Origin of the sequence: Corynebacterium cystitidis (assembly GCF_900187295.1) — a bacterium.
Classification (GTDB): Bacteria; Actinomycetota; Actinomycetes; order Mycobacteriales; family Mycobacteriaceae; genus Corynebacterium; species Corynebacterium cystitidis.
Window position 1 is genome coordinate 1959907 of sequence record NZ_LT906473.1, and the last position, 23318, is coordinate 1983224.

The 23318-nt window shown below is 57.1% G+C and carries 27 protein-coding genes; 12 read left to right on the forward strand and 15 right to left on the reverse strand.

Features of this window, described 5'->3' with window-relative positions; all coding sequences use genetic code 11:
* Window positions 1-49: 49 nt before the first annotated feature.
* Window positions 50-382 carry a helix-turn-helix domain-containing protein gene (locus CKV99_RS09190; RefSeq protein ID WP_092256121.1) on the reverse strand — a complete coding sequence of 111 codons (333 nt, stop codon included), beginning with the start codon at window positions 380-382 and terminating at the stop codon, window positions 50-52.
* A gap of 109 nt (window positions 383-491) precedes the next feature.
* Window positions 492-1127: a uracil phosphoribosyltransferase gene (upp, locus tag CKV99_RS09195; protein WP_092256124.1), complete on the reverse strand. Its 636-nt coding sequence runs from the start codon at window positions 1125-1127 to the stop codon at window positions 492-494.
* 67 nt (window positions 1128-1194) lie between these two features.
* Between upp and CKV99_RS09200 the strand changes: the two genes are divergently transcribed.
* The 3 genes from CKV99_RS09200 to CKV99_RS09210 are packed head-to-tail and all read left to right on the forward strand — an operon-like array spanning window position 1195 to window position 3632.
* Entirely contained in the window at window positions 1195-1482 is a 288-nt protein-coding gene (locus CKV99_RS09200; protein WP_092256127.1) for a hypothetical protein, read from the forward strand.
* Window positions 1479-2372: a C40 family peptidase gene (locus tag CKV99_RS09205; protein WP_177178082.1), complete on the forward strand. Its 894-nt coding sequence runs from the start codon at window positions 1479-1481 to the stop codon at window positions 2370-2372. Before CKV99_RS09200 ends, CKV99_RS09205 begins: the two co-directional genes overlap by 4 nt.
* A gap of 21 nt (window positions 2373-2393) precedes the next feature.
* The gene (locus tag CKV99_RS09210) at window positions 2394-3632 is read left to right on the forward strand and encodes a hypothetical protein (RefSeq protein WP_092256130.1); all 1239 of its coding nucleotides are present in this window, start codon (window positions 2394-2396) and stop codon (window positions 3630-3632) included.
* Between the two features lie 9 nt (window positions 3633-3641).
* Here the strand turns inward: CKV99_RS09210 and CKV99_RS09215 are convergent, their stop codons facing one another.
* Window positions 3642-4352 (reverse strand): VIT1/CCC1 transporter family protein, encoded by a 711-nt coding sequence (locus tag CKV99_RS09215; RefSeq protein ID WP_169872629.1) that lies wholly within the window; start codon window positions 4350-4352, stop codon window positions 3642-3644.
* Between the two features lie 249 nt (window positions 4353-4601).
* Window positions 4602-5699 (reverse strand): YhjD/YihY/BrkB family envelope integrity protein, encoded by a 1098-nt coding sequence (locus tag CKV99_RS09220; protein ID WP_092256133.1) that lies wholly within the window; start codon window positions 5697-5699, stop codon window positions 4602-4604.
* A 164-nt stretch (window positions 5700-5863) separates the two neighbouring features.
* Here CKV99_RS09220 and CKV99_RS09225 point away from each other — a divergent pair, with 164 nt between their 5' ends.
* Window positions 5864-6067: a hypothetical protein gene (locus CKV99_RS09225; protein ID WP_092256136.1), complete on the forward strand. Its 204-nt coding sequence runs from the start codon at window positions 5864-5866 to the stop codon at window positions 6065-6067.
* 39 nt (window positions 6068-6106) lie between these two features.
* On the opposite strand, the gene trpS is transcribed toward CKV99_RS09225, so the two are convergent.
* The 3 genes from trpS to CKV99_RS09240 form a co-directional block, all read right to left on the reverse strand.
* Window positions 6107-7117, reverse strand: a complete 1011-nt coding sequence (gene trpS / locus CKV99_RS09230) for a tryptophan--tRNA ligase (protein ID WP_092256139.1) — start codon at window positions 7115-7117, stop codon at window positions 6107-6109.
* Window positions 7118-7128: 11 nt separating this feature from the next.
* Window positions 7129-7926 (reverse strand): trimeric intracellular cation channel family protein, encoded by a 798-nt coding sequence (locus tag CKV99_RS09235; RefSeq protein ID WP_092256144.1) that lies wholly within the window; start codon window positions 7924-7926, stop codon window positions 7129-7131.
* A 66-nt stretch (window positions 7927-7992) separates the two neighbouring features.
* Entirely contained in the window at window positions 7993-8889 is an 897-nt protein-coding gene (locus CKV99_RS09240) for an exodeoxyribonuclease III (RefSeq protein WP_092256147.1), read from the reverse strand.
* Window positions 8890-9113: 224 nt separating this feature from the next.
* Here CKV99_RS09240 and CKV99_RS09245 point away from each other — a divergent pair, with 224 nt between their 5' ends.
* Window positions 9114-11288 (forward strand): NADP-dependent isocitrate dehydrogenase, encoded by a 2175-nt coding sequence (locus CKV99_RS09245; RefSeq protein WP_092256767.1) that lies wholly within the window; start codon window positions 9114-9116, stop codon window positions 11286-11288.
* Between the two features lie 53 nt (window positions 11289-11341).
* A complete protein-coding gene (locus CKV99_RS09250) occupies window positions 11342-11938 on the forward strand; it encodes an MBL fold metallo-hydrolase (RefSeq protein WP_092256150.1) in 597 nt (198 codons plus the stop codon).
* Here the strand turns inward: CKV99_RS09250 and CKV99_RS09255 are convergent.
* The 3 genes from CKV99_RS09255 to CKV99_RS09265 form a co-directional block, all read right to left on the reverse strand.
* On the reverse strand, window positions 11909-12274 hold the full coding sequence (locus CKV99_RS09255; RefSeq protein WP_157728419.1) for a hypothetical protein: 366 nt from the start codon (window positions 12272-12274) through the stop codon (window positions 11909-11911). The genes CKV99_RS09250 and CKV99_RS09255 overlap by 30 nt on opposite strands.
* Before the next feature lie 29 nt (window positions 12275-12303).
* Window positions 12304-12579, reverse strand: a complete 276-nt coding sequence (locus CKV99_RS09260; protein WP_092261187.1) for a hypothetical protein — start codon at window positions 12577-12579, stop codon at window positions 12304-12306.
* A gap of 132 nt (window positions 12580-12711) precedes the next feature.
* On the reverse strand, window positions 12712-13689 hold the full coding sequence (locus CKV99_RS09265) for an esterase/lipase family protein (protein ID WP_092261185.1): 978 nt from the start codon (window positions 13687-13689) through the stop codon (window positions 12712-12714).
* Between the two features lie 123 nt (window positions 13690-13812).
* On the opposite strand from CKV99_RS09265, the gene CKV99_RS09270 reads away from it, so the two are divergent.
* A complete protein-coding gene (locus tag CKV99_RS09270; protein WP_092261184.1) occupies window positions 13813-14001 on the forward strand; it encodes a hypothetical protein in 189 nt (62 codons plus the stop codon).
* 115 nt (window positions 14002-14116) lie between these two features.
* Complete coding sequence (locus tag CKV99_RS09275; RefSeq protein WP_231910003.1) at window positions 14117-14437, forward strand: hypothetical protein; 321 nt, start codon at window positions 14117-14119, stop codon at window positions 14435-14437.
* Here the strand turns inward: CKV99_RS09275 and CKV99_RS09280 are convergent.
* Window positions 14408-15664: a hypothetical protein gene (locus CKV99_RS09280; protein ID WP_157728421.1), complete on the reverse strand. Its 1257-nt coding sequence runs from the start codon at window positions 15662-15664 to the stop codon at window positions 14408-14410. The two genes, CKV99_RS09275 and CKV99_RS09280, sit on opposite strands and share 30 nt — an antisense overlap.
* A 172-nt stretch (window positions 15665-15836) precedes the next feature.
* Here CKV99_RS09280 and CKV99_RS09285 point away from each other — a divergent pair, with 172 nt between their 5' ends.
* Window positions 15837-17159, forward strand: a complete 1323-nt coding sequence (locus tag CKV99_RS09285; protein ID WP_092256156.1) for an O-acetylhomoserine/O-acetylserine sulfhydrylase — start codon at window positions 15837-15839, stop codon at window positions 17157-17159.
* A 24-nt stretch (window positions 17160-17183) separates the two neighbouring features.
* Window positions 17184-18326, forward strand: coding sequence for a homoserine O-acetyltransferase MetX (gene metX, locus CKV99_RS09290; protein WP_092256159.1), 1143 nt, complete (start codon window positions 17184-17186; stop codon window positions 18324-18326).
* Between the two features lie 25 nt (window positions 18327-18351).
* Here metX and CKV99_RS09295 read toward each other — a convergent pair whose 3' ends face one another.
* Together CKV99_RS09295 and CKV99_RS09300 are read right to left on the reverse strand one after the other, a co-directional pair.
* Window positions 18352-18669 carry a DUF3017 domain-containing protein gene (locus CKV99_RS09295; protein WP_092256161.1) on the reverse strand — a complete coding sequence of 106 codons (318 nt, stop codon included), beginning with the start codon at window positions 18667-18669 and terminating at the stop codon, window positions 18352-18354.
* The gene (locus CKV99_RS09300) at window positions 18653-19510 is read right to left on the reverse strand and encodes a bifunctional methylenetetrahydrofolate dehydrogenase/methenyltetrahydrofolate cyclohydrolase (protein ID WP_092256164.1); all 858 of its coding nucleotides are present in this window, start codon (window positions 19508-19510) and stop codon (window positions 18653-18655) included. The genes CKV99_RS09295 and CKV99_RS09300 overlap by 17 nt, the downstream gene beginning before the upstream one ends.
* A 23-nt stretch (window positions 19511-19533) precedes the next feature.
* Between CKV99_RS09300 and CKV99_RS09305 the strand changes: the two genes are divergently transcribed.
* Complete coding sequence (locus CKV99_RS09305) at window positions 19534-20004, forward strand: tRNA (cytidine(34)-2'-O)-methyltransferase (RefSeq protein WP_092256166.1); 471 nt, start codon at window positions 19534-19536, stop codon at window positions 20002-20004.
* 256 nt (window positions 20005-20260) lie between these two features.
* Window positions 20261-21499 carry an HNH endonuclease signature motif containing protein gene (locus CKV99_RS09310; RefSeq protein ID WP_143063396.1) on the forward strand — a complete coding sequence of 413 codons (1239 nt, stop codon included), beginning with the start codon at window positions 20261-20263 and terminating at the stop codon, window positions 21497-21499.
* Between the two features lie 15 nt (window positions 21500-21514).
* Here CKV99_RS09310 and CKV99_RS09315 read toward each other — a convergent pair whose 3' ends face one another.
* Complete coding sequence (locus CKV99_RS09315) at window positions 21515-22864, reverse strand: PH domain-containing protein (RefSeq protein ID WP_092256170.1); 1350 nt, start codon at window positions 22862-22864, stop codon at window positions 21515-21517.
* Entirely contained in the window at window positions 22861-23310 is a 450-nt protein-coding gene (locus tag CKV99_RS09320; protein ID WP_092256770.1) for a PH domain-containing protein, read from the reverse strand. The genes CKV99_RS09315 and CKV99_RS09320 overlap by 4 nt, the downstream gene beginning before the upstream one ends.
* Window positions 23311-23318 lie beyond the last annotated feature (8 nt).

The window sequence follows — 23318 nt, forward strand, 5'->3', positions numbered from 1 at the left end:
TGGTAAATGGTTATTGGAAGAGAGTGTACAACTAGACCAAGCGGTATGGTTAGTCGCCCTCTCCTGCCCATTGGAGATGAGCGCACGCGTCAAGATCGTCGGGGCACACTTCCTCAACTTCCCGATCCACGGCGGGTAGCAGCGCCGCAGGCGGAACTTGAAGCCCAAGAGCTAAACGGTAGAGGGTAGAAAGGGTGGGGTCCGCACTGCGCTGACTGTTGTAGTGATTGCGCTCCAGGTTGGAGATGAGTGTTCGGGACACGCCGGAAAGCTCCGCCAAATGCAGTTGCGTGATCCCCCGCCGCTCACGCAACCGCTTTAACCTTTCAGACAGGCTATATCCGTAGCTCGCCCAGTGATGGTCCTGCAAGACGTCCGCCATCGTGGCCCCCTTTAATGAGTATTACCTGTGCTCTAGTTGAGCTTTTCCTTAACATAGCATAAGGGGCCGCTAGGGATTTGTCTTCTTTACCTCCGAAACTAAGAAAGAATTAGAGCTCGATATTGCGCGGACCGTACAGGCGGTCGCCAGCATCGCCCAGGCCAGGAACAATATATGCATCCTCATTCAGGCCCGGGTCGATCACAGCGGTTACTAAACGTATCGGTAATCCAGATTCCCTCAGCTTGTCCACTCCCGGTTGTGCAGATACCATGCACACGCACGTAATGTCGTCTGCCCCACGGTCCACCAGCAGCTGGATCGCGTGGATCAGTGAGCCACCCGTGGCAAGCATCGGATCCACCAGGAATACGGGCTGGCCTGCGAGATCGTCGGGAAGAGCTTCGAGGTACGGCACAGGTTCGAGGGTTTTTTCGTCGCGGGCCATGCCGATAAATCCCACCTGGGCATCGGGGATCATGGACAGTGCGGGATCAATCATGCCCAGGCCTGCGCGGATAATGGGCACGATAATCGGCGGGTTCTTCAGCCGTGTGCCTTCGGCAGTATCGACGGGGGTGACGCAATCAAAGTGTTCCACTTCGAGGTCACGCGACGCCTCATAGATGAGCATGCTGCCAAGATCGGCGAGAGCGGAGCGGAATCCGGCATTGTTAGTGCGCTCGTCGCGCATGATGGTGAGCCGGGATGAAGTGAGCGGGTGATCAACCACAGTAATGTCCATGACCCCATGCTAGAACGAATTCCGGATCCGACGGAACCGAAGGCCGGTTTTCACAGTCTAATTGGGTATGACACAAATTGGAGACCACACATTCGAAGTAGATCCCGCCGTTTTACACCCGCTGATCGCCGCCGTGCGCCACGACGCCGCACAACTGACCACGGTTGGTGAACTCGTGCTGCCCGACATCCGCTTTTGCCGCGCCTTAAGCGCCGCTATATCGCGTTACGACGCCGCGTCCGATGCACTTTTCACTGAGGCCGAGTCGATTGCCGAATCCACAGAAGTGATGATCGAAGACGCTGTGGCAGTTGATGCGGACACCGCAGCCAGTTTTGAAAGGACTTTGCCATGATTGACCTGGTTAGTCCTGTTCGAACGATCCTGTCACACATGCCGCAGCATTTCACTGCGCCGCCACCAATTAGCCAGGTTCCTCCATTTAAGGCCGTCGGCACCGTGGCCGAACTGACCGATGGCGACCCGTCCGGGTTTTACCGGCGTTTAGGTGAGCTTGCCGACGAAGGTTTCACCATCGAAACCACCACCGCCCAGGCCTTGCTGCTAACCGGCGCGTGTGCCATGGATCTGTGGAACCTTGCTCAAGAGTTCATCCGCGAGGCCATGCTTAAAGCGCCGGCGCTGAGCTCACCGGTAGTTGCCCTGCAATTAGCAATGTATGGCGTGGAGTGTGTCGGGCGAGCCTATGGACGGGTTCAACGGTGGGAGCGAGAACTCGACCCGCTAGCCGAGGTGTTGGAGCAGCGCGCTGCCATCCCAGTTGAGCAGCACATTAACTCATATTCTCCGGCCCTAGATTCACCGCCTGCCTCCTCTACTGCTCCTGCCGAGTTAGCGTCTGCTGCAGAGACACACCAGGCACCCGTCGAGTCCGGCGACAATGCGGTGGGCAAAGCTGCCGTTGCCGCCGCCAAAAGTCAGCTGGGCACTCCCTACGTGTGGGGTGGCAGCCAGCCTGGTGGTTTCGACTGCTCGGGGCTCACGTCGTGGTCATATGCCCAGGCCGGTCTGGAGATTCCCCGCACCGCAGAGAATCAGACTGTGGGCCAACAGGTGTCTGCCGATCAGCTCCAAGAAGGAGATCTTGTGGTGTGGGATGGCCACGTGGCCATGTATGCGGGCGACGGCCAGATGATTGAAGCTGGCGACCCAGTGCAGGTGAGTCCCTTGCGTACGGAGAATATCGGGATGCCTTTCAAGGGCTTCTGGCGACCGGCTGCGTAGCATTCGGTAAAGTCGTTGACTATGAGCACGCGCGCAATTCTCCCCGTCAAGATTTCACTGACCGAAGGGGACTTTTACACCCTGTGGGCACCGACCTGGAAGGAACATGGTTCTGAATGGCAGGCCTTTTACGGCGATACCGAGAAGGTCTTGCTATTTAACTCGCCTGAGGAGCTGCTGACGCACCTCGAGATGACTCAATCACATGAGTTGTCGTCCCACCCTAAGTGGGCTGAATTCACCGCCATCGGTGATGACCGGGTGGTGCCCGATGAGAAGCAGGAATATGACATCATTGGTGCCCCCAAGTTTCTGGCCGGCCGCCCAAGCCACGAGCACGTGTCGAAGATCGCCCGAATCTTCCAGCTCACCAACTCTTTGGCCCAGGTGTCTGGTGCTGAGGATGCGGTGATTTTCTTCGCCTCGCATTCGGTCTTGGGCAACGTGAACCGTGGCTCGGAACACTACACCGGCGAGCAGGGCCTCGGTGAATGGTCGGCGGTGGGTCGCGTCGTGCTAACTAACTGGGAAAAGGTGCTCGCAAGCATCGACTCCCAGGTTCGCATTGTCAACACTGACGAGCTGGATGCAGCGGCGGTCTCCGCTGCTGCCACGCGCATCACGGAGGCATCGTCGGCACGCGAAAAAGCTCGTGAGGAAGCCAAACAGCAGGCTGAAGCCGAACGTGCTGCCACCGACCCGTACGACACCTCGGCGTGGGCTGCTGCCGGTATCGATCCGGTGAAGATCACCATCCAGGGCAAGAGCGTGTACACACTGCGCACCTACCTTGATGGGGCACCAGTGTTCCTCGGCAAGTACGCCGAAATGTACACCTTCCCTACCAACAAGCAACTGCTGCGCTGGATGCTGGACAACGATGATCATGATCTGGCTCGTGTGTCCACCTGGGAGGATTTGGTGAGTTCGGCGCACGCCGGCGATCTGGTACTGACGGTGCACAAGGACAATGCTTACTCATTCAACGGTATTGCGGCAGATATTCTCAAGGGTATCGATTCTGTGGATACCACCCAGATGGGCAAGGCTTATGAAGTGATGGCTGATGCCGCGGACTGGGCTGGCGACGATTCCCTGAACTCGTTCCTGCTGGCCAACCCCCGGATGCAGGACTACTTGGCCTACATGTTGGGTTCAACCGAGGCCGCTGGATACGTGCCGTCCGCCCCGTTCAATGACAAAGCGGAGAATTGGACCCAGCTGGAAGACATGCTGATTAAGCGCTTCTCTAAGTTCTAAACCAGCACGTTACACCACGGTCTCGCCAAACAGCAGGCCGACCAGGAAGGTAAATCCGAGTGCCAGCGCACCACCGATAACCAGGCGCAACGCGGCTCGGCCTGGCCGTGCTCCACCCAATTTCGCTGAGATCACGCCGGTAGTCGCGAGAGCTAAGAGCGTGACGACGAAAGCCACGGGCACCCGCCAGTTCTCTGGCGGAAAGAGGATCGCGGCTAGTGGCAGCAGTGCACCCAAGAAGAATGCGACAAATGATGCGATGGCAGCCGACCATGGGCTGACAATATCGCTGGTGTCTATTCCGTAATGTATATCGAGGTGTGCCTCGAGTGCGTCGTGGGCGGTCACCTCAGTTGCTACTTGGCGGGCCGTGTCCTCAGAGATCCCTTTTGCCACATATTCCTGCACCAATACTTCGAATTCGCCTTTCGGGTCCTCGTGGTGCAGCTGCTGCTCTTGGACGATGATCGCCTCCTCCGTGTCTCGCTGGGAAGAGACAGAAACATATTCACCAAGAGCCATCGAAACCGCACCACCGATGACTGCGGCGATACCTGCGGTGGCAATAGCCCGGACGTCGGACGTTGCACCGGCGACACCGACGACCACCGCTGCTGTTGAGACGATGCCATCATTGGCCCCCATCACTCCGGCGCGAAGTTTGTTGAGCTTTTCGTTCAGGCCAGTGTTGGATTGGGAGGGGATTGTTGTTTCGGTCATATCTCAAGATCTACCCATTTGTTGATAGCGCCACAACCAAGGCAGTGCTAACTAACATGCAGTTCAAAGCCTCTTTTATGCGAGGCTACCCTAAGATATAAGCGCCAAACCGCGATTTTGGTGCCACTAGACCGAGACTTAACTTGACGCTGATAAAAGCTACTTCGCCCATCGCAAGCGCAGCGCTGAGTACCGCACTGACACCAGCTTTGGTGATTCCAGGCACCGTGGTATTAGCTTTTGTCGCTGTTACTTCCGGCCGAAAACGGCGATAAGGCCTGCGATCAGGGCACCGACAATGGCACCAATGCCGAAGGAACGGCTGCTGTTGCTGGCGGACTGCCCACGCCCCGTGCGAAGATCAGAACGCACACGGATCACTGCGGAATCTGGTGCGTGCACGGGCGCATGCTCCATGGCTTCTTCGGTAGTTGCAGTCCACGCTGCGACGTACAGCACCACGCGCCAGATCAGGTAGAGCACAATCATCAGTGCGATGATCGGGCCGAATGCTGCACCGGCTGGGTTGGAGGTGGCAGAAGAGATGATCACAGTAGAAAACTGCTTAATCAGTTCGAAGATGACTGCACCGAGAAAAGCACCCTTGAGAGCAGACTTCCACGGCACGAAGGTGCGGGGTAGCACCTTTTGGATCCACAGCATCACGAGGAAGTTGGCGAGGATACCCAAAACGATGGCGACACCGAAGATGATCCAGCGTAACCCCGGAATATTGTCGCCCGGCCAGAAACGGTCGAGAAGGGTCGTCGTGTAGCTCGAGGAACCAACTGCCGTAACAATGAAGGCAAAACCGAGAGAGATGATAAGCCCGATCAGAGCGACGAGGTCACGCAGTTTCTTCACGAAGAAGTTGCCACCCTCATTTGCCTCGAGGTTCCACATCGCGCCAACGCCAGCGCGTAGGTGATTCATCCAACCCAGGCCGGACCACAGGGCGGTGAGTGCACCAATACTTAAAACCGCGCCGCGCGACGCAATTGCTTGGTCAATGATGCCGTTGACCAAGCTGCCGAGTTCGCCGTCGAGCGAGTCGGTGATTTGATTCTGAATTCTGTCGAGAATGTCGGGGTTGCCCGCTAAAAACAGCGCCAAGGTACCAAAACAGAGCATGGCCAGCGGGAATACAGACATCACGGAGAAGTAGGTGATACCGGCCGAGTATTGGTTTCCACCTTCAGCCCCGAACCGGTCCTGCATTCGCATGAGGTGGTCGACAACGGGGGCCTCATCGCGCACCTTGTCGACGATCCCCTCGTCGTCTTTGTGCACGCGTTCAATTCCGTGATCGTCGGTCTTTCTCTGATTCGGGCTGGTGCGGGTGGCCATGGTCTCCCTCAACTTATAAAAATATCGTTACCCACACGATCGTAGACACCTCGCTCACAGTGTGCATGAAGGGGCTATACGAAAGGTGATTAGGCTAATTCCAACTAGACTCGTGTAATAATTATATTTTTTGCCTTGACTACATATGAAAGGTTGCACGTACCATGTCTTTTGCTGATTCTGTCGCCTTCCTCGCACAGGAAGCGTCCACGAAGTACCCGAACTACCCGGAGTGGTACTCCAATGGCCTTCCATGGTCGTGGTTCATCTGGATTGTCGCCGTGATCTTCATTGTTGGTCTGATTTTCACGATCGTGCTTTCGGGGAAGAACAGTCGCCGCACAGGCCGTCGCGAGGGTGGGCTCTAAGACCTTCAGCGTGACGTCGGACCAGAAGCCCCGGTGCGTTTAGCGCTTGGGGCGCAGAAATCCAGTCTTGTCATAGACGTCTTCTAATAGTGGCTCAGAAATCTCGCGAGCTCGCTTCGCGCCAGCGGCCAGAATGTCTTCGAGCTGGGCCCGGTCGTCCATCAGCTCGTCGTAACGCGCTTTCAGTGGCGTGGTGAATGCCTCGAGCGCGTCGGCGGTATCCGTCTTCAGCGCACCGTAGCCGACACCTTCGTAGCCCGCGACAAGGTCATCAATAGTCTTGCCTGTCAGGGCAGCCTGGATGGCCAGCAGGTTGGACACACCTGGCTTGTTGTCACGGTCATACGCGATGATGCCATCGTTATCGGTTACCGCAGACTTGATGCGCTTTGCTGAGGTCTTAGGTTCATCAAGCAGATTGATGATGCCCTTTGGGTTAGCGCCAGACTTGCTCATTTTCGCGGTTGGTTCCTGCAAGTCCTGAATCTTCGCGGAGCCTTCTGGGATGAACGCCTCTGGCACCACGAAGGTTTTTCCGTAGCGGGAGTTGAAACGCTCTGCCAGCGTGCGGGTCAGTTCGAGGTGCTGGCGCTGGTCCTCGCCGACGGGCACCAACTGTGGCTTGTACAGCAAAATATCTGCGGCCATTAGAACTGGATAGGTAAACAGGCCGACCGAAGTGCGCTCCTGCCCTTGCTTCTGGCTCTTGTCCTTGAACTGGGTCATCCGCGACGCCTCGCCGAAGCCGGTCATACATTGCAGCACCCAGGTTAGTTCCGCGTGCTGTGGCACGTGCGACTGAACAAACAGGGTGGACTTAGCCGGGTCAATGCCCAGCGCGATCAGCTGCGCGGCACCGGCAACGGTACGGTGTCGTAATTCTTCAGGGTCCTGGTCCACAGTGATGGCGTGCAGGTCAGGGATGAAGTAGAACGCGTCATAGTCATTTTGCAGCTCGATCCACTGCTTCAGCGCCCCCAGGTAGTTGCCTAGGTGGTAGGAATCAGCGGTGGGTTGGATACCGGAAAGGACGCGTTGCTTCGTACTCATAGTGCCCTAGCTTAGTTGGCTTCGTCGTCACGCGTGTCCTTGCCTCGGTTCCGCCGCGTCGGCCGCTGCTCTTGGATTTTGCGGACTTGCCGGTAGACGCGGCGTGCGCCCGGCATCCGCCGCGCTCGGGAGTAGAGGAAGGTGGACAGCTGATGCTTGGGGTCTAATGCGGCGACTCTCTCCTCGTCGAATTCGAAGATGGGTAGCGCCCAGTTGTATCTCAAAGAGAGCAGGCGCGCAGCCAGGACAAACACCACGGTTGCCAGGGCTGTGATCCACTCAGGGACACCAATCCACAGCAGCAGCATGTACACGGCGGTACCCATCACGGCGACGGAGGCGTAGAGCTCTTTGCGGAACACCAGCGGCACGCGATCAGAAAGGATGTCGCGCATGATCCCGCCTGATACACCCGTGGTCACAGCGGCGACAGCGGCGATGATGAAACCGTGTCCGAGGTTCAGTGCGACCTGCGTGCCTAACACAACAAACGCAGCAAGCCCGATCGCGTCCGCAACAAGAAAGAACTTACGAAGCTGGTACATCAACCAGTCGATCTTCACCGTGATCACGGCAGCCAGAATCACGATAACCAGGTAGATCGGTTGTTCAACCCAGGTCAGCGGGTAGTCGTTGAGCAAGATGTCGCGGATGGTGCCACCACCCAGCGCGGTGAGTGCACCGAGGGTGATCACGCCGAATAAGTCCATCTTTATCCGTCCCGCTGACACGGCAGCCGTCATCGCTTCGGCAGTGATGCCAATCACGAACAAGATGGTGAGTAGATTCTGCGCGTCAAATTCCCACATAGTCTCCTACCTAATGTCCTACCTGGTGTTCTACCTGGTGTTCTACCCGGTGTTCTAGCTGGTTGCTTACTTGTATGTAACCAAAAGTGGCGCGTGGTCGCTCCAGCGCTGCTCAACCGTAGGGGCCTTTTCCACCCACGTTTTTTCGGCACGGTCCAGCATTGCTTGCGTTGCCGCTTGGTAGTCGATGCGCCAGCCTGCATTGTTGTTGAATGCCTGCCCGCGGTAAGTCCACCAGGTGTATGGGGCGTCATCGGGGTGGAGGCGTCGTGCAACATCGAACCACTGTGGAGCAGGGTTTGCTTCACGACGAATAGTTGATTGGTACTCCACTGCCCCGAAGTACTCCCCCGCTGTGGGCTTGTCTTGCGCTTGCTCATCGGGGAAGCAACCGAAGACGGAGTCCATGAATGCGCGCTCATCGGGTAGGACGCCGGATTTCTTTTGGTTGGTTTTGAAGTTCTTCAAGTCTTGTTCGCGGTGGCAGATGTTCCAATCACCGCCGATCACCATGCTCTGGTGCTGCGTGGCCCACTGGCCAAGCATGGGTTCAAAGTCGTCGAGGAAGCGGTATTTTTCGTCTTGTTTTTCGGTGCCTTCAGAGCCGGATGGGAGGTAGAGGCTGGCCACCCGCACACCGTCAACGGTGCCGGCTACGAAGCGTCCGGCGGACAAGAAGTTGCCGAAGCCAATCTCTACGTCCTCGAGGGGCCGGCGGCTTAAGATGCCGACTCCTGCTCGGCCTTTCGCTTCAGCTGGTGCTGCTATCAGGTGCCAGCCTTTTTCGATAGCGGGCGCGAGTGCTTTTTCGGCTTGTTCTTCGGTAGCTCGTACTTCCTGCATGAGCACCACGTCTGCCGGGGTCTCTTCTAACCAAGCCAGCATTCCTGGGTTGGACTCGTTACGCACTTTGGTGGCGGCGCGGATGCCGTTAACGTTCACACTAGCGATGGTCATACTCATGGCTGCTTATCCTATCCTGTACACACGACATGGGATCGCACACGCATCACCAGCCAGTCCCCCCTACAACATGTCTGTCTTGTACTCGCTTGTACTCGAAGTGGAATCCTACGGTTCGGCTCCCGTGCTCTTTGGTATGCCGGGGGTGATTCGCTCACAGGGCAGGCTGGAAGAAGGTAGTCTGGTTGGTCGAAGAAAACTCATAGAAAACTACAGGAGTGACATTGTCTAAGATCATCTGGACCCGCACCGACGAGGCACCGTTGCTTGCAACGTATTCGTTCAAGCCAATTGTTGAGGCGTTCGCTTCGAACGCTGGTATTGATGTGGAGACCAGCGATATTTCTTTGGCGGGGCGCATCATCGCACAGTTCCCGGACCGCTTGACCGACGAACAGAAGCTTGACGACGCACTGGCGAACCTGGGCAAACTGGCCAAGACTCCAGAGGCGAACATCATCAAACTTCCGAATATCTCGGCATCTCTGGTTCAGCTCAAGGCTGCGATCAAGGAGTTGCAGGACGCAGGATACGACGTCCCGAATTACGAGGATGCGAAGGAAGAGTATGCAGTAGTCACTGGTTCCGCGGTGAACCCTGTGTTGCGCGAGGGTAACTCTGACCGTCGTGCACCACAGGCTGTGAAGAACTTCGTGAAGAAAAACCCACACTCCATGGGCGCATGGTCTGCTGATTCCAAGACCAACGTTGCCACCATGGATGCGGAGGACTTTCGCCACAATGAGAAGTCCGTCATCATGGACAAGGATGACACCCTGACAATCAAGCTCAACGACACCGTGTTGAAAGATGACCTGAAGGTGCTCGAGGGTGAGGTCATTGACGGAACCTACATGTCTGCGAAGGCTTTGGATAAGTTCCTGCTGGAGCAGGTCAAGCGCGCGAAGGACGAGGGCATTCTCTTCTCCGCTCACCTGAAGGCCACGATGATGAAGGTGTCTGACCCGATCATCTTCGGCCACGTTGTGCGCGCATTCTTCAAGGATGTTTACGATAAGTACGGCGACCAGCTCATCGAGGCTGGCCTGGACGGTGAAAATGGCCTGGGTGCCATCTACACCGGCTTGGAGGACCTGGACAATGGCGCTGAGATTAAGGCTGCTTTCGACGAGGCCTTGAAGAACGGCCCTGACCTAGCGATGGTGAACTCCCACAAGGGCATTACTAACCTACACGTGCCATCTGACGTGATCATCGACGCATCTATGCCTGCCATGATCCGTACCTCCGGGCATATGTGGAACGCTGACGATGCTGAGCAGGATACCCTGGCTGTCATCCCAGATTCTTCCTACGCTGGTGTGTATCAGACCGTGATTGATGACTGCAAGGAAAATGGCGCGTTTGACCCAACCACCATGGGGACTGTGCCGAATGTTGGCCTGATGGCGCAGAAGGCTGAAGAGTACGGCTCCCACGACAAGACTTTCAAGGTGCCCGAAGCGGGCACGGTTCAGGTGGTGAACTCCGCAGGCGACGTGTTGATCGAGCACGACGTTGAAAAGGGCGACATCTGGCGCGCCTGCCAAACCAAGGATGCCCCAATCCAGGACTGGGTCAAGCTCGCTGTCAACCGCGCTCGCCTGTCCGGCATGAAGGCCATCTTCTGGCTGGATCCAGAGCGTGGCCACGACGCTAACCTGATCAAGCTGGTGGAGAAGTACTTGGCAGACCACGACACAGAGGGCTTGGATATCTCCATCATGAGCCCTGTTGAGGCAACCAAGGTCACCGTGGACCGGATGCGAAGCGGGGAGGACACTATCTCGGTGACCGGTAACGTGCTGCGTGACTACAACACGGACCTGTTCCCAATCCTGGAGCTGGGCACGTCCGCGAAGATGCTGTCTGTTGTGCCTTTGATGGCTGGCGGTGGTCTGTTTGAGACTGGCGCTGGCGGGTCTGCTCCGAAGCACGTGCAGCAGGTGCAGGAAGAAAACCACCTGCGCTGGGATTCCTTGGGTGAGTTCCTGGCTTTGGCTGAGTCTTTCCGCCACGAGCTGAATGAGAATGGCAACAAGAAGGCTGGCGTTTTGGCTGACACCCTTGATGCTGCGACCGAGACCTTGCTGAACGAGGGCAAGAGCCCGTCACGCAAGGTCGGCGAGATTGACAACCGCGGTTCCCACTTCTACTTGGCGAAGTTCTGGGCTACCGAGCTGGCTAACCAGACCGAGGATGCGGAGCTGGCTGAGGCTTTCAAGCCAATCGCCGAGGAGCTCGAGGCTAACGCTGAGGCTATCGACAAGGAACTGCTTGAGGTGCAGGGCTCCCCTGCTGACTTGGGTGGCTACTACTTGCCTAACGACGAGAAAACCACCAAGGTCATGCGCCCATCGGAGACCTTCAACACGATCATCGATGAGCTAAAGAAGTAATACTTCTCGCGCACTAGCTTAAAACGCCCGATTAAACCACTACGCTGGTGCGTATGAAATTGACTCTTCTTGGACATTCCACCGTTGCTCTTGAGGTGCCGGAGGGTCGCATTGTGATCGACCCCGGCAACCTTACGGACAATCCGCGTCTCGACGAGGCACAGGCCATCCTGATCACCCACCTTCACCCTGACCACTGCGATGTTGACCAGATCAAGAATTCTGGCCTGCCGGTGTGGGGACCTCAAGCCGTCATTGATGAACTGGGCACGGGCACCATTGTTCAGTCTGGCGATACCATTAACGTCTTAGGCCAGGAGATTCGGTGCGTGGGTAAGATCCACGAGGTGATCCACCCGGATCTGCCCCGCCCGGAAAATATTGGCTACTTCGTTGACGGGATCCTGCACCCAGGAGACGAGTTCATCCATATCGACGGTGTAGAAACCTTGCTTATGCCCATCGCCTGCCCGTGGGTGAAAGCCGAGTACGCCGCCGAGTGGGCTAAGCACATTGGCGCGCACACCACCTATCCGATCCACGACGAAGTACTTTCTCACAAAGGCCGCAACCTCTATGACAACGTGTACAAGAACTTGCAGGTGCCTGGCTACCAGCGCCTAGCTCACGGTGTCACTGTCGAAGCCTAAGAAACTCTCGTCGAGGTCTGTGACGCGATCAGCTGCGGCCCGGATGGCTTCGTAGCGGCGCATCACAATAAACTTGGGCGGGTTAATCAGAAATTCCCAGGTGGCTGGGTCTCTCTGATCAAGAACGCCCACCGCCCGGAAGTAGAGGAACGCCCACCAGCCCGCGTAAGCAAGCACAACGATGCCGAGTGCGATCGCCCAGGTAATTCCTTCCGCGAGCACGATGTAGAAGATGCCGGCGATGGTCAGCACTAGCGAGACCACCACCAGTAAATTCGAGCGCGTGTTGAGGTGATGGTAATACAGCAGGGCGTTTCCAACGGCAGTGGTAGTCATAAAGGCTAAGACAGCCAGGATCGGCAGCATCAGCCGCGCTCCACGGTAAGCAGGTTGTCAAACCCCTGCCCGCCTGCGATGACCACTAGCGCTAGGTTCAGCGCCAGCACAAACACTACGGCGTAGAGGGCGTAGCCCAACACGGCTGCGAAGGTGGCACCACCTGGGTGTGCGATGGGGCGCACATTGTCCAGGTCATGCTCCCGGGCAATGATTTTGAGTTGCGCCCGGGCTCCCCATGCGTATTCTTCCACGATGGCATCGAGGAGTGGGTGGTGAGAAAGTGCAGGAAACTCACAATGCACATAAACACCACCCTCGGGTTAACTAGGGCATGAATTGATACGAAAAACCCTGTCCATCCCACACCGTGTTGGTCAACCCGATGGTTATCCGGTACCCCGGAAGGCGGACACAGCTGGGCGGGCTTTCATTGCTTAAAGAGAGGATGATACTGTCGGCGAAGAATCTGAAGATTGTGTTCCACAGACCGGGGTGGTCATTTCTGGTGTACGGGTGATTCCCCATTCCATCAACTGAATCGGTTCCGCACTGTAGGGGAATTGGGCATGGGCTAGCAAAGCTGAGTACCCGCATTCTTGGTCAGCGTCGACGTTGACCACCCAGCCAGGCTCACCCTGGAGTGTACTTGGAAGGTTTTTCCCATAAACGGGGTGGGTAGATGTTGTATCTGTAACTGTGGTATCGCGTGGAGAGTAAACTGCTGTATAAATGATCCCTGGCGAAGTGTCAGGCAAAGACTTTACGCGGGCGATTTGGGAGGATTCTCCAGCATCTCCTACTACTTGTTGGAAAGCGGCTGCACCTGCCATCAATTTCCAAAACTCCGGCCACGAATTGAAAAGACCCCGTAGCCAACGCATTCCATTGACATCCGTACCGCCGAAACTCGCTCCGAAGGTAACTACACGGTCCACTTTTGCATCGTTATTGGCACCCGGTTCTTCAATGAAGCGTTTGATCATCATCCCACCTTGGGAATGCCCAATCAAGCTCACTTTCTCTGCCCCTGTACGTGCCAGGATATTGTTGATCCCTGCCGCGATTTCCGCTGCGGATTGATCTAAATCCGCCCACCCATAGCTGATGCGTCCTGGTTCAGCGCCATAGTTGATAGCCCATGTACAGTATCCGCGTTCCGCGAGGTAGTTCGAGGCATTTTTCCAGTCTTTATTTGTGGTGGAAGTTCCGTGGATGAAGATCACAGGGTTGAACTCAGACTTACAGTCCGGGTCATTGAAGGCGGCCCCTTGAACCTGGGAAGTGTCGAGTGAAGAGGTGGAAAGAGGATCTGCCGAAGCCTGGGGCATGGTTCCTACCCCCGCAACCACTACCGTGGCAACGGCTATGACAGTTGAGATTATGCGTCGAGTAACGTTTTCGGAATTTTTCATGAGCACAGTTTATCGACGCGGAAACTATCGTTGGTGGAAAGGTAAGCAAAACTACCTTGGAGCTCAATTTGACCTGCATGTTAACGCTTATGCACCAATCTTATGTGGTGGTTAATCTGGCACATGATCCCACCCTTGAAGGTTATCTGCTATCCGGTCCATTTTGAATTCTTTGATCGGACAATCAGCTACGTCCCACTTCTCCTGACTCCTGACCTGGGCGACTACCATTTGCTTGACGACGAGAAAACCACCAAGGTCATGCGCCCATCGGAACCTTTCAACAAAACCATTGATCAGCCGAAGAAGTAGTTCTTGTCTCAACCGTACTGTGAACGCCCGTATCTTTCTGGCGCTGGCATCGTCGTAAAGTCCGACGACACGCTCACGGTGCTAGGCCAGGAGATTAGGTCAAGAAATCCAGTGCGTGGGTGAGATCGACGAGGTGATCCACCCGGATCTGCCCCGCCCGGAAAATATTGGCTACTTCGTTGACGGGATCCTGCACCCAGGTGACGAGTTCATCCACATCGACGGTGTAGAAACCTTGCTCATGCCCATCGCCTGCCCGTGGGTGAAAGCCGAGTACGCCGCCGAGTGGGCTAAGCACATTGGCGCGCACACCACCTATCCGATCCACGACGAAGTACTTTCTCACAAAGGCCGCAACCTCTATGACAACGTGTACAAGAACTTGCAGGTGCCTGGCTACCAGCGCCTAGCTCACGGTGTCACTGTCGAAGCCTAAGAAACTCTCGTCGAGGTCTGTGACGCGATCAGCTGCGGCCCGGATGGCTTCGTAGCGGCGCATCACAATAAACTTGGGCGGGTTAATCAGAAATTCCCAGGTGGCTGGGTCTTTCTGATCAAGAACGCCCACCGCCCGGAAGTAGAGGAACGCCCACCAGCCCGCGTAAGCAAGCACAACGATGCCGAGTGCGATCGCCCAGGTAATTCCTTCCGCGAGCACGATGTAGAAGATGCCGGCGATGGTCAGCACTAGCGAGACCACCACTAAGGCGTTGGAGCGTGAATTGAGGTGGTGGTAGTACAGCAGGGCGGTGCCGACGGCAGTGGAGATCATGAAGGCCAGCACCGCCAGGATCAGCATCATGGGCCAGCGGTCCCACGTCAGCAGGTTGTCAAACCCCTGCCCGCCTGCGATAACCACTAGCGCTAGGTTCAGCGCCAGCACAAACACTACGGCGTAGAGGGCGTAGCCCATCAGGGTCGCTGCAGTGGCGCCAGCCGGGTTGGCGATGGGGCGCACATTGTCGAGGTTGTGCTCCCGGGCTATCACCCGGAGTTGGGCCCGTGCGCCCCATGCGTTTTCTTCCACTTGACGACGAAACATGCCCGTGTTCTTCCACGACGGCATAGAAGCATAGGTGCTGAGAAACAGCAGGAAACTCACGATGTACATGAACACCACTCGTGGGTGAGCTAAGGCGTGTAGGGAGGCGCCGAAGCCTGCCCAGCCCACACCGTTTTGGTCTACTGCGGAGTCATCGGTGGCGGCCAGTGCTAGCTCCTGAGTACCAAAGAGTGCTGTGAGTACGAGTACAGCAAACGCTGAGCCAAAGCTGACGATCATGGCCATTTCTGCCTGGTTTGTGTACACACCGAGTTCTTCTTGTTGTTTGCGGGCCTCTTCTGGGGTGGTTGGGCGTCGATTAGCAATGTCATCTGCCGCATTGACTGTGGATGACATTTGGACCGTGGATGCCAGCAGGATGGCGACGAATAGCGCGCCGTAGGCGATGACGTCGGCCATGTCCAGGTTCAAGGTTGCAAACGGTGCGACCCCCTCGGGCAGGCGAATCCAGCCGATTAGCCCTGTGCCGTCGACGCGTCGGTAGGCGTAGCCGATGGCGATGAAGAGGGCCCAGAGGCTCAAAACGAAGAAAATAACGATTATTCGTATCATCGCCGCAACAATTGAGTGAGTGGGGCGGGGATGCTCAGTTGTAGCCATGGTTTCACACATTAGTCGAGATCGGCGAAACCCTCTCTAGACCGCATTCAAGACAGCTTGGTCTCATTACATTCATACGCTAACCGGCGGGAATAGTTTTTTAGGTTTCCGGTTCCGCTCTCGCTTTCTAGACTTTTATCAGCAATCACGCACGAACGATGAGGAGGCCTTGATGCCTAAGTATGACAACTCCAACGCGTCTGAGTGGGCATTTGAGACTCAGGCTATTCACGCGGGCCAGCAGCTGGACGCGGAGTATGGTGCCCGCAACCAGCCGATTTACATGACCACCTCCTACGTGTTTGATGATGCGCAGCACGCGGAGAACCGCTTTAACCTGTCGGATGCGGGCCCGATTTATACCCGCCTGAATAATCCCACTACCACGGCGCTTGAAAACCGCCTGACCACTTTGGAAGGTGGCGTGGGTGCTGTGGCGTTCTCTTCGGGACAGGCCGCCGAAACTGCGGCGATTATTAACCTGGCCTCTGCTGGCGATCACATTGTTACCTCCCCTCGCTTGTACGGTGGCACCGAAACCCTATTCCAGGTTACTCTCAAGCGCATGGGCATCGACGTGACCTTCGTGGACAATCCGGACGATCCCGAGTCCTGGCAGGCAGCCGTCCAGCCCAACACGAAGGCGTTTTTCGGCGAGACTTTTGGCAACCCGATCGCGGATGTGCTCGACATTCCTGCCGTCGCGGAGGTGGCACACCGTAACCAGGTGCCCCTCATCGTGGACAACACCATCGCTACCGCAGCGCTGGCACGCCCTCTAACCTTGGGCGCTGACATTGTCGTTGCGTCATTGACCAAGTTTTATACCGGCAACGGTGCTGCGATGGGTGGCATCCTCGTCGACGGTGGCAAGTTTGACTGGACCGTGGAGCGCGATGGCGAGCCAGTATTTCCCTACTTCGTCAACCCTGACCCTGCCTACCACGGCCTGAAGTATGCTGACCTCGGTGCGCCTGCGTTCTCGCTGAAGGCGCGCGCTGGCGTGATCCGCGATACAGGCGCCACTATCTCCCCGTTTAATGCGTGGCTCACTCTTCAAGGCCTGGATACGTTAGGGTTGCGCGTCGATAAGCACAATGAAAACGCGCAGCAGGTCGCCGAGTTCCTGGCGGGCCATGACAAGGTGGAGTCGGTGAATTTTGCGGGTCTTGAGGCCTCGCCGTGGTTCGAGACGAAGCAGCGTTTGGGCTATCGGTACACCGGCTCGGTATTGTCATTCAATATTACTGGCGATCAGAATGACCGCACGAACGCGTGGAAATTCATCGATGCGCTCACGCTGCACTCGAACCTGGCCAATATTGGTGATGTCCGCTCGCTGGTGGTGCACCCAGCGTCGACCACCCACTCGCAATCCGACGAGGCGGGGCTGCAGCGCGCGGGCATCTCCCAGGCCACGGTGCGTTTGTCTGTAGGCATTGAGAATATCGACGATATTATCGCCGACCTCGAGCGCGGTTTTGCTGCCATCTAAGTAGAAGCGAAAGGATCACGCGACGTGTTTGCACTTGCCGACGAGGGTACCCTCGCCCACCAGCGCATCGGGGACTTCACCACCGAGGCCGGTGCAACCATCGCTGATGTGTCTATCGCTTACCAGCGCTGGGGAGAATTCTGTGGCGATCCCCAAGGCAAAAACAATGTGCTCCTGGTCGAGCATGCCCTGACCGGCGACTCGGATGCCGCGACATGGTGGGACGGCCTGATCGGGCCCGGCAAAGCACTTGATACTGATCATTGGTGCGTGATCTGCACCAACGTGATCGGCGGCTGCAATGGTTCTACTGGCCCGTCCAGCATTCACCCGGACGGCCTGGCGTGGGGCTCGCGCTTTCCCGCTATTTCGATCCGCGACCAGGTCCACGCAGAATACTTTTTTCTCGAGGCGTTGGGGATCCACCAGGTGCACGCTGTGTTGGGTGGCTCGATGGGTGGCGCCCGCACCCTGGAATGGACCGTGTTATTCCCCGAAACGGTGAGTTATGCCTGCGTCATCGCTGTGTCGGCACGGTCGAGCGCGTGGCAGATCGGCATCCAGACCGCCCAGATTTCCGCGATTGTGCGCGACCCTGATTGGCATGGCGGCAACTACTATGCCACAGGTTCCTCCCCCAACGCAGGGCTAGCGGCCGCTCGTCGTATAGCGCACCTGACCTACCGCGGCGAGCAGGAACTCGACGAACGCTTTGGCACCATGCCACAGGCAGGCGAGGATCCGCTTGGGCCGTTCCGCGATGAACACCAGCGCTTTGCTGTGCAGAGCTACCTCGACTACCAAGGTGACAAACTGGTTGAGCGTTTCGACGCAGGCTCTTATGTCACGCTGACAGACGCGCTCAACCGCCACGATATTGGCCGCGACCGAGGCGGGTTAAATCGGGCGCTTGCCTCGTCGATGGTGCCAACCATGATTGTGGGGGTGGACACAGACATCCTCTACCCGTACCACCAGCAGGAACATCTCTCGCGCAACATTGGTAATTTGCTGGCGATGGCGAAAATCGTCTCACCTGTGGGGCATGATGCCTTCCTCGTCGAAACGCGTCAGATGGACCGGATTCTGCGCAATTTTTTGACGTTGACGCAACAAGTGCCGTCGCCGGACGAGCTGGCCAAGAAGCGCGGGCTGTTCAACATTTAGTGGCGCGAGTTTAGCTGCCCAAGGTTTAGCTGCCCAGCGAATCGACGGAGACCGCTAACCACACCATTGCCGCCCCGAGCGCTGTTGTGAACAGCGTATCGAACCTACGCGACCGCACGGCAACGAGGCCTATTTTGCGGGAGTCGCAGGTCAAGCGCAGTACGGCCAGCCAGATCATCGTCAGTCCCAGCACGAATGACGCGCGCCGCCAGTGTGCGGTGAGCGCCAAGCCGGAGGCCACGGCCAGGCCCACAACGAACAGTGCGATCCCGCCGTATTGCACCCACGCGGGTAGCTTCGATGGTTTTTGTTTGAGGTCGTGAGGGTTAACCAGCGTTGGCATGCTGTTCAGCCCGTTCCACCACGTTGCGCACCAGAAACGCGCGTGTTAGGGGGCCTACGCCTCCAGGGTTGGGCGATACGGCACCGGCTATGTCCCACACGTCGGGGTGGACGTCGCCGGTGGTTTTACCATCGACGCGGGAGACCCCCACATCAAGCACCGCTGCCCCTGGCTTGACCATGTCTGCGGTGAGCATGAGTGGCACGCCGGCGGCGGCGATGATCACGTCTGCGTTGACCGTTTCCGTCTTCAGGTCTTTGGTGCCGGTGTGACACAGGGTGACGGTGGAGTTTTCACTGCGACGGGTCAGCAGCAAACCGATTGGGCGCCCCACGGTTACGCCGCGGCCAATCACAACTACCTTGGCCCCGTCGAGTTCCACGCCGAAGCGCTTGAGCAGGTGGATCGCACCATTCGGGGTGCATGGCAGCGGTGCCGGCTCGTTGAGTACCAGCTTGCCCAGGTTCACCGGATGGAGGCCGTCGGCATCTTTGTCGGGGTCAATGCGCTCAAGAATGGCGTTTTCGTCGATCTGCTTCGGCAGTGGTAGCTGCACGATATAGCCTGTGACGGAGTTGTCGGCGTTGAGTTCGTCGATAAGCGCTTCCACATCCTGCTGCGTTGCGTCTGCCGCAAGGTGCTTCTGTATAGAGTTGATCCCCAGTTTTTCGCAGTCCTGGTGTTTCATGCGCACGTAGTTCTGGCTGGCGGGATCATCGCCGACCAGCACCGTGGCCAGGCCTGGCGTGATGCCTTTCTCGCGCAGCGCCGCTACGCGTTCCTTGAGGTCCGCGAAGATTTCGTCGCGGTAGAGTTTGCCGTCCAATTTCATTGCAGTCACGCCACCTATCTTAGACTGAAGCCGTGTCAGATCTGCATGTCATCTTCGATAATCCTGTCATTCCTCCCAATACCGGTAATGCAATCCGCATGTGTGCAGGGACAGGTGCCACGTTGCACCTGGTCGAACCACTCGGGTTTTCGCTGGATGATAAGCATTTGCGCCGCTCCGGGCTTGATTATCATGATCTGGCCCACGTGGTGGTCCACCCGGACATTGATGCGTGTTTCGCTGCCCTTCCGAGCTCGCGTATTTTCGCCTTTACGACGGGCGCGTCTGACTTTTACACCTCTGTTGAGTTCCGGCCCGGCGATGCTTTGTTGTTCGGCACAGAGCCAACAGGGCTTTCCGACGAGCACTTGGCCCACCCGCGTATCACGCAGGAGCTGCGCATTCCGATGCTGCCGGGGCGGCGTTCTATGAATCTGTCTAACTCGGCAGCGGTGGCGACGTATGAGGCATGGCGCCAACTTGGTTTTGGTGGCGGTGTTTAAACCTTCTTCTGCCTGTATCAAACCTTATTTAGAAGATATTTTCTACAGGTTAATTTCCCGCACAAGTACATTTTCACAGGAGATGTTATGTATTTGTTATATTCTAGTACTAGAACATACTTTCTAATTTAGCTAGGATATAGCTAGACTGATTCACAACAGGTCAGAAATTCACAACAACTCATGGGCGACGAGGGGGTGTGCTTTGTCCACGCAAACGTTTACAACTGTGAAAAATCCTGATGTTTACTTCAGCGTGAGTTCAAAGGACCCCCTGGCGCGTAGGCAGACCGTTATCCGACAGGCAGAGTTTGACCTCTGGGAGGAAATCTACCTCACGTCCACGACACCAGCTTCCGAGAATGATTGGGAGGAGTTCACAGCTTCCCTCCGTGCAAAAATCGGCGTTGGTAAGAAATTGGTCCACGACAATCTTTTGGTCATGGAAACCTTAGACTGGCTGCCAGGATTTCGTGAGATTGTTGTTGAGTTAGGCCACGTGGACATGTACACCCTGCGCCAGATCATCACGGCCACCACATGCGATACATTCTGGGACGATGAGCACGTACGCGGGCTTGTCGACGAGCTCTTGGTTGATCTATACCACCCCACCAAGCCCAACCAGTCGCTGCCTAACGTGCGCACCGTGAAAGGAAAAGTCACCGAACTGCTGCGCCAGCTTGCCCCGGAAGACGATCCCGAAGACAATCAGGAAGCCGCAGACAATCCAGAAGAGACCAGCGCCTTTGACCCGCCCAGCCATTGGGTAGAAGAAAACGCTAACGGTACTTTCACCACCAGTGCCACGTGGGACGCACTCACCACCGCGAAAATAGTGGCCCTGATCCGGAAGTACGCTACCGAGAACAATGTCTCTTTCGCTGAAGCCCACGCCCGCCTCATCCTCGACAAGCCGGAGATCAGCCTAGTACTCAACCTGTACCAGGCTGGCGATATCGCCCATGCTCCGGTGTGGATGCCCGGGGTAGGCGACCTGAACCGGACCGACTCCACCCGCGCAGCCGACCTCGCCACCACCGTTCGTGATATCACCGACGCACGCGACGCAGAAACCGACAGCTACACCCCCACTGCACGGATCAAAGCGTATGTGGAAGGCCGTGACGGCACCTGTCGCTTCCCCGGCTGCACTCGTCCCGCAATGTACACCGATAAAGACCACCGCGTAGATCACGCCGCTGGCGGACCCACCAGCCCGCACAACCTGCTCAGCTTGTGCCGGCACCATCACAATAAGAAAACAGATGGCAGCATCGGCTACCTCCTCGATGGGTACTCCGGTGACGTCTACTGGCTTTACAAAGACGGCACATGGGAAGTCGACGAAGCAACCGGCCCCTTAAGCCCAAAGAAAGCTAACTGGCTGGTCACTTTCAACGACATCATCCAGAAGTCGAAACGAAAACCAGGCCCACGCAGAAAACCTCCGAAAATTCCTGCTGGGATGGACGCCGATGCCCCACCGTTCTAAACCACTGTTTAGCAGCTACGTGCTCAGCATAGGTGCTTCGAGCTCGGGCAACGCACGGTTGCGCAGTACGTCAACAAGCTCGCGCGCCTGCGCAGCATCCATGTCGCGGCCAGCCATCTTTACTGGACCCGGAACTAAATCAAAACGCACCGTGGCCAGCCCCACCAAGTTTTGAATAGGCCCCCGGCGCAACGTCAGCTCCTGGATGTGCGAGGAGTTAATGAAAGCTACCCGGCGCGACACCCAGCCACTTTGGACCACAACGAATTGGCGATACAAGGTGGTGGCCTGGCGGTGCGCGTCCAAGGGAGACACCAAGAAAGCCCGACGCGGCGAACAATACGTTGGTTGCACAACTTCTTCGGGTGCAGCCACCGCTTCTAGGTCGACCCGCGACAATTCGCTCACCACCGAAGCAATATGCATTGCTTGCTCACGCGAGCCGACGGGCAGGACACGCGTGGTGCCGGACTGCTTATTTGACTCACGCCCGTAGCCAGCCACGGAGACAGAGACAGTCCACCACCCCAGCAGCCGCCACAACACGGGCTGCGAGATCGCCACGGCATGGATTCTTGCCAATGGCACGGCTTGTCTACGCCTCGAGGCCAGGCCGTATGCGAGGTGGAGTACCTGATCCGTATCAAGGACCGCGTTAAAACGCCACGACTTATCAATCATTCCCCACACCGATGGCACCAGCCCAACAATGAGCGGTAGTGCAGTGGCAAAAGAAATCGGCGCAAGCAGCGCAAACAGCACCCAGGCGACACCTAGCATCGTCGATAAGCGAAGAGCTGTGCCCACCAGCGACCGCCAGATCGGGATGGGCGCAATCACGTAATCCGAATCTGCCTGAGCAACCGCATCGCACGTGTCGACGGGGGCAGTGCCAAGCAGTTCGTGGCGCAGCGTCTCGGCCTCCGCGCGGGGCAGGTAGGCGATTTCAATAGCGGAGGAGGATCCGCCTGCTGTTTCGATGCGCACTGCCGCCAGACGAAAAATGCGGGCGATGAGTGGCTCTACCACGTCGACAGCCTGAATGCGGTCATAACGTGCTGTGCGCAGCTGGGTGGAAATCACGCCACGCTTCAGGCGCACTTCCTCGGCATCGAGGCGGAACCCGGTCGCGGCCCACCAAATCTGGGAGACCAGAAAAACAGCCACGCACACGCCTACAAAACCGCCAGTACCGATCAGCAGTGGCAGGAAGGAGCCGTCTTCGCCTCGGATAGCCTCGGAAAGGCGACGCACCACCGCCTGGTTGAGGTTTGCTGCGGCAACTGCAAGCAGAGCCAGGATCACTGTCCAAAACCGCAGCAAAGGAGTCAGCCGATGGACGCGCCGATAGTTCCCCGTCCTCACAGCCCGCTCATTTTCTCGCGGGCGCGTGTGGTGAGGCGGCGACGTAGCTCATCAGCCGCGTCGGCAGGTAACCCTTGCACGGTGGCATCGGAGGTTGACGAGGCGGTGTGGAGCACCACATTTTTCAACCCGAAGGAGCGCATAATCGGTCCTGCATTGACGTCGACGAATTGGATGCGCCCATACGGCACCACAGTGAAGGTATGCCACATTTTGCCGCGAGTGATCAAAAGTTCATCGCTAGTTTCTTGCCAGCGGTGCAGCCTCACACGGGCAGGAATGATCCACGCTTGCCACAGGACAATCACGGCGGTGATGGCGATAGCAACCCACCAGTACCCACCCCAGCGGGCATAAACGACGATGAAAGCGACAAGAAATATCAGCGTCCAGATCGCGCTAGACAGGTATTTCACCCACACAAGTTTGGGCGAGACCGGATTCATCTGGTCGA

Bases quoted from the DNA above. Each gene is read 5' to 3' on its own strand.
- CKV99_RS09250 (WP_092256150.1), top strand. From the start codon at position 11,342: ATGAAATTGACTCTTCTTGGACATTCCACCGTTGCTCTTGAGGTGCCG.
- CKV99_RS09215 (WP_169872629.1), bottom strand. From the start codon at position 4,352: ATGACCGAAACAACAATCCCCTCCCAATCCAACACTGGCCTGAACGAA.
- CKV99_RS09225 (WP_092256136.1), top strand. From the start codon at position 5,864: ATGTCTTTTGCTGATTCTGTCGCCTTCCTCGCACAGGAAGCGTCCACG.
- CKV99_RS09220 (WP_092256133.1), bottom strand. From the start codon at position 5,699: ATGGCCACCCGCACCAGCCCGAATCAGAGAAAGACCGACGATCACGGA.
- CKV99_RS09285 (WP_092256156.1), top strand. From the start codon at position 15,837: ATGCCTAAGTATGACAACTCCAACGCGTCTGAGTGGGCATTTGAGACT.
- CKV99_RS09255 (WP_157728419.1), bottom strand. From the start codon at position 12,274: ATGACTACCACTGCCGTTGGAAACGCCCTGCTGTATTACCATCACCTC.
- CKV99_RS09235 (WP_092256144.1), bottom strand. From the start codon at position 7,926: ATGTGGGAATTTGACGCGCAGAATCTACTCACCATCTTGTTCGTGATT.
- CKV99_RS09280 (WP_157728421.1), bottom strand. From the start codon at position 15,664: ATGGCTACAACTGAGCATCCCCGCCCCACTCACTCAATTGTTGCGGCG.
- CKV99_RS09270 (WP_092261184.1), top strand. From the start codon at position 13,813: ATGATCCCACCCTTGAAGGTTATCTGCTATCCGGTCCATTTTGAATTC.
- CKV99_RS09240 (WP_092256147.1), bottom strand. From the start codon at position 8,889: ATGAGTATGACCATCGCTAGTGTGAACGTTAACGGCATCCGCGCCGCC.
- CKV99_RS09205 (WP_177178082.1), top strand. From the start codon at position 1,479: ATGATTGACCTGGTTAGTCCTGTTCGAACGATCCTGTCACACATGCCG.
- CKV99_RS09265 (WP_092261185.1), bottom strand. From the start codon at position 13,689: ATGAAAAATTCCGAAAACGTTACTCGACGCATAATCTCAACTGTCATA.
- CKV99_RS09210 (WP_092256130.1), top strand. From the start codon at position 2,394: ATGAGCACGCGCGCAATTCTCCCCGTCAAGATTTCACTGACCGAAGGG.
- CKV99_RS09295 (WP_092256161.1), bottom strand. From the start codon at position 18,669: ATGCCAACGCTGGTTAACCCTCACGACCTCAAACAAAAACCATCGAAG.
- CKV99_RS09320 (WP_092256770.1), bottom strand. From the start codon at position 23,310: ATGAATCCGGTCTCGCCCAAACTTGTGTGGGTGAAATACCTGTCTAGC.
- trpS (WP_092256139.1), bottom strand. From the start codon at position 7,117: ATGAGTACGAAGCAACGCGTCCTTTCCGGTATCCAACCCACCGCTGAT.
- CKV99_RS09200 (WP_092256127.1), top strand. From the start codon at position 1,195: ATGACACAAATTGGAGACCACACATTCGAAGTAGATCCCGCCGTTTTA.
- CKV99_RS09190 (WP_092256121.1), bottom strand. From the start codon at position 382: ATGGCGGACGTCTTGCAGGACCATCACTGGGCGAGCTACGGATATAGC.
- upp (WP_092256124.1), bottom strand. From the start codon at position 1,127: ATGGACATTACTGTGGTTGATCACCCGCTCACTTCATCCCGGCTCACC.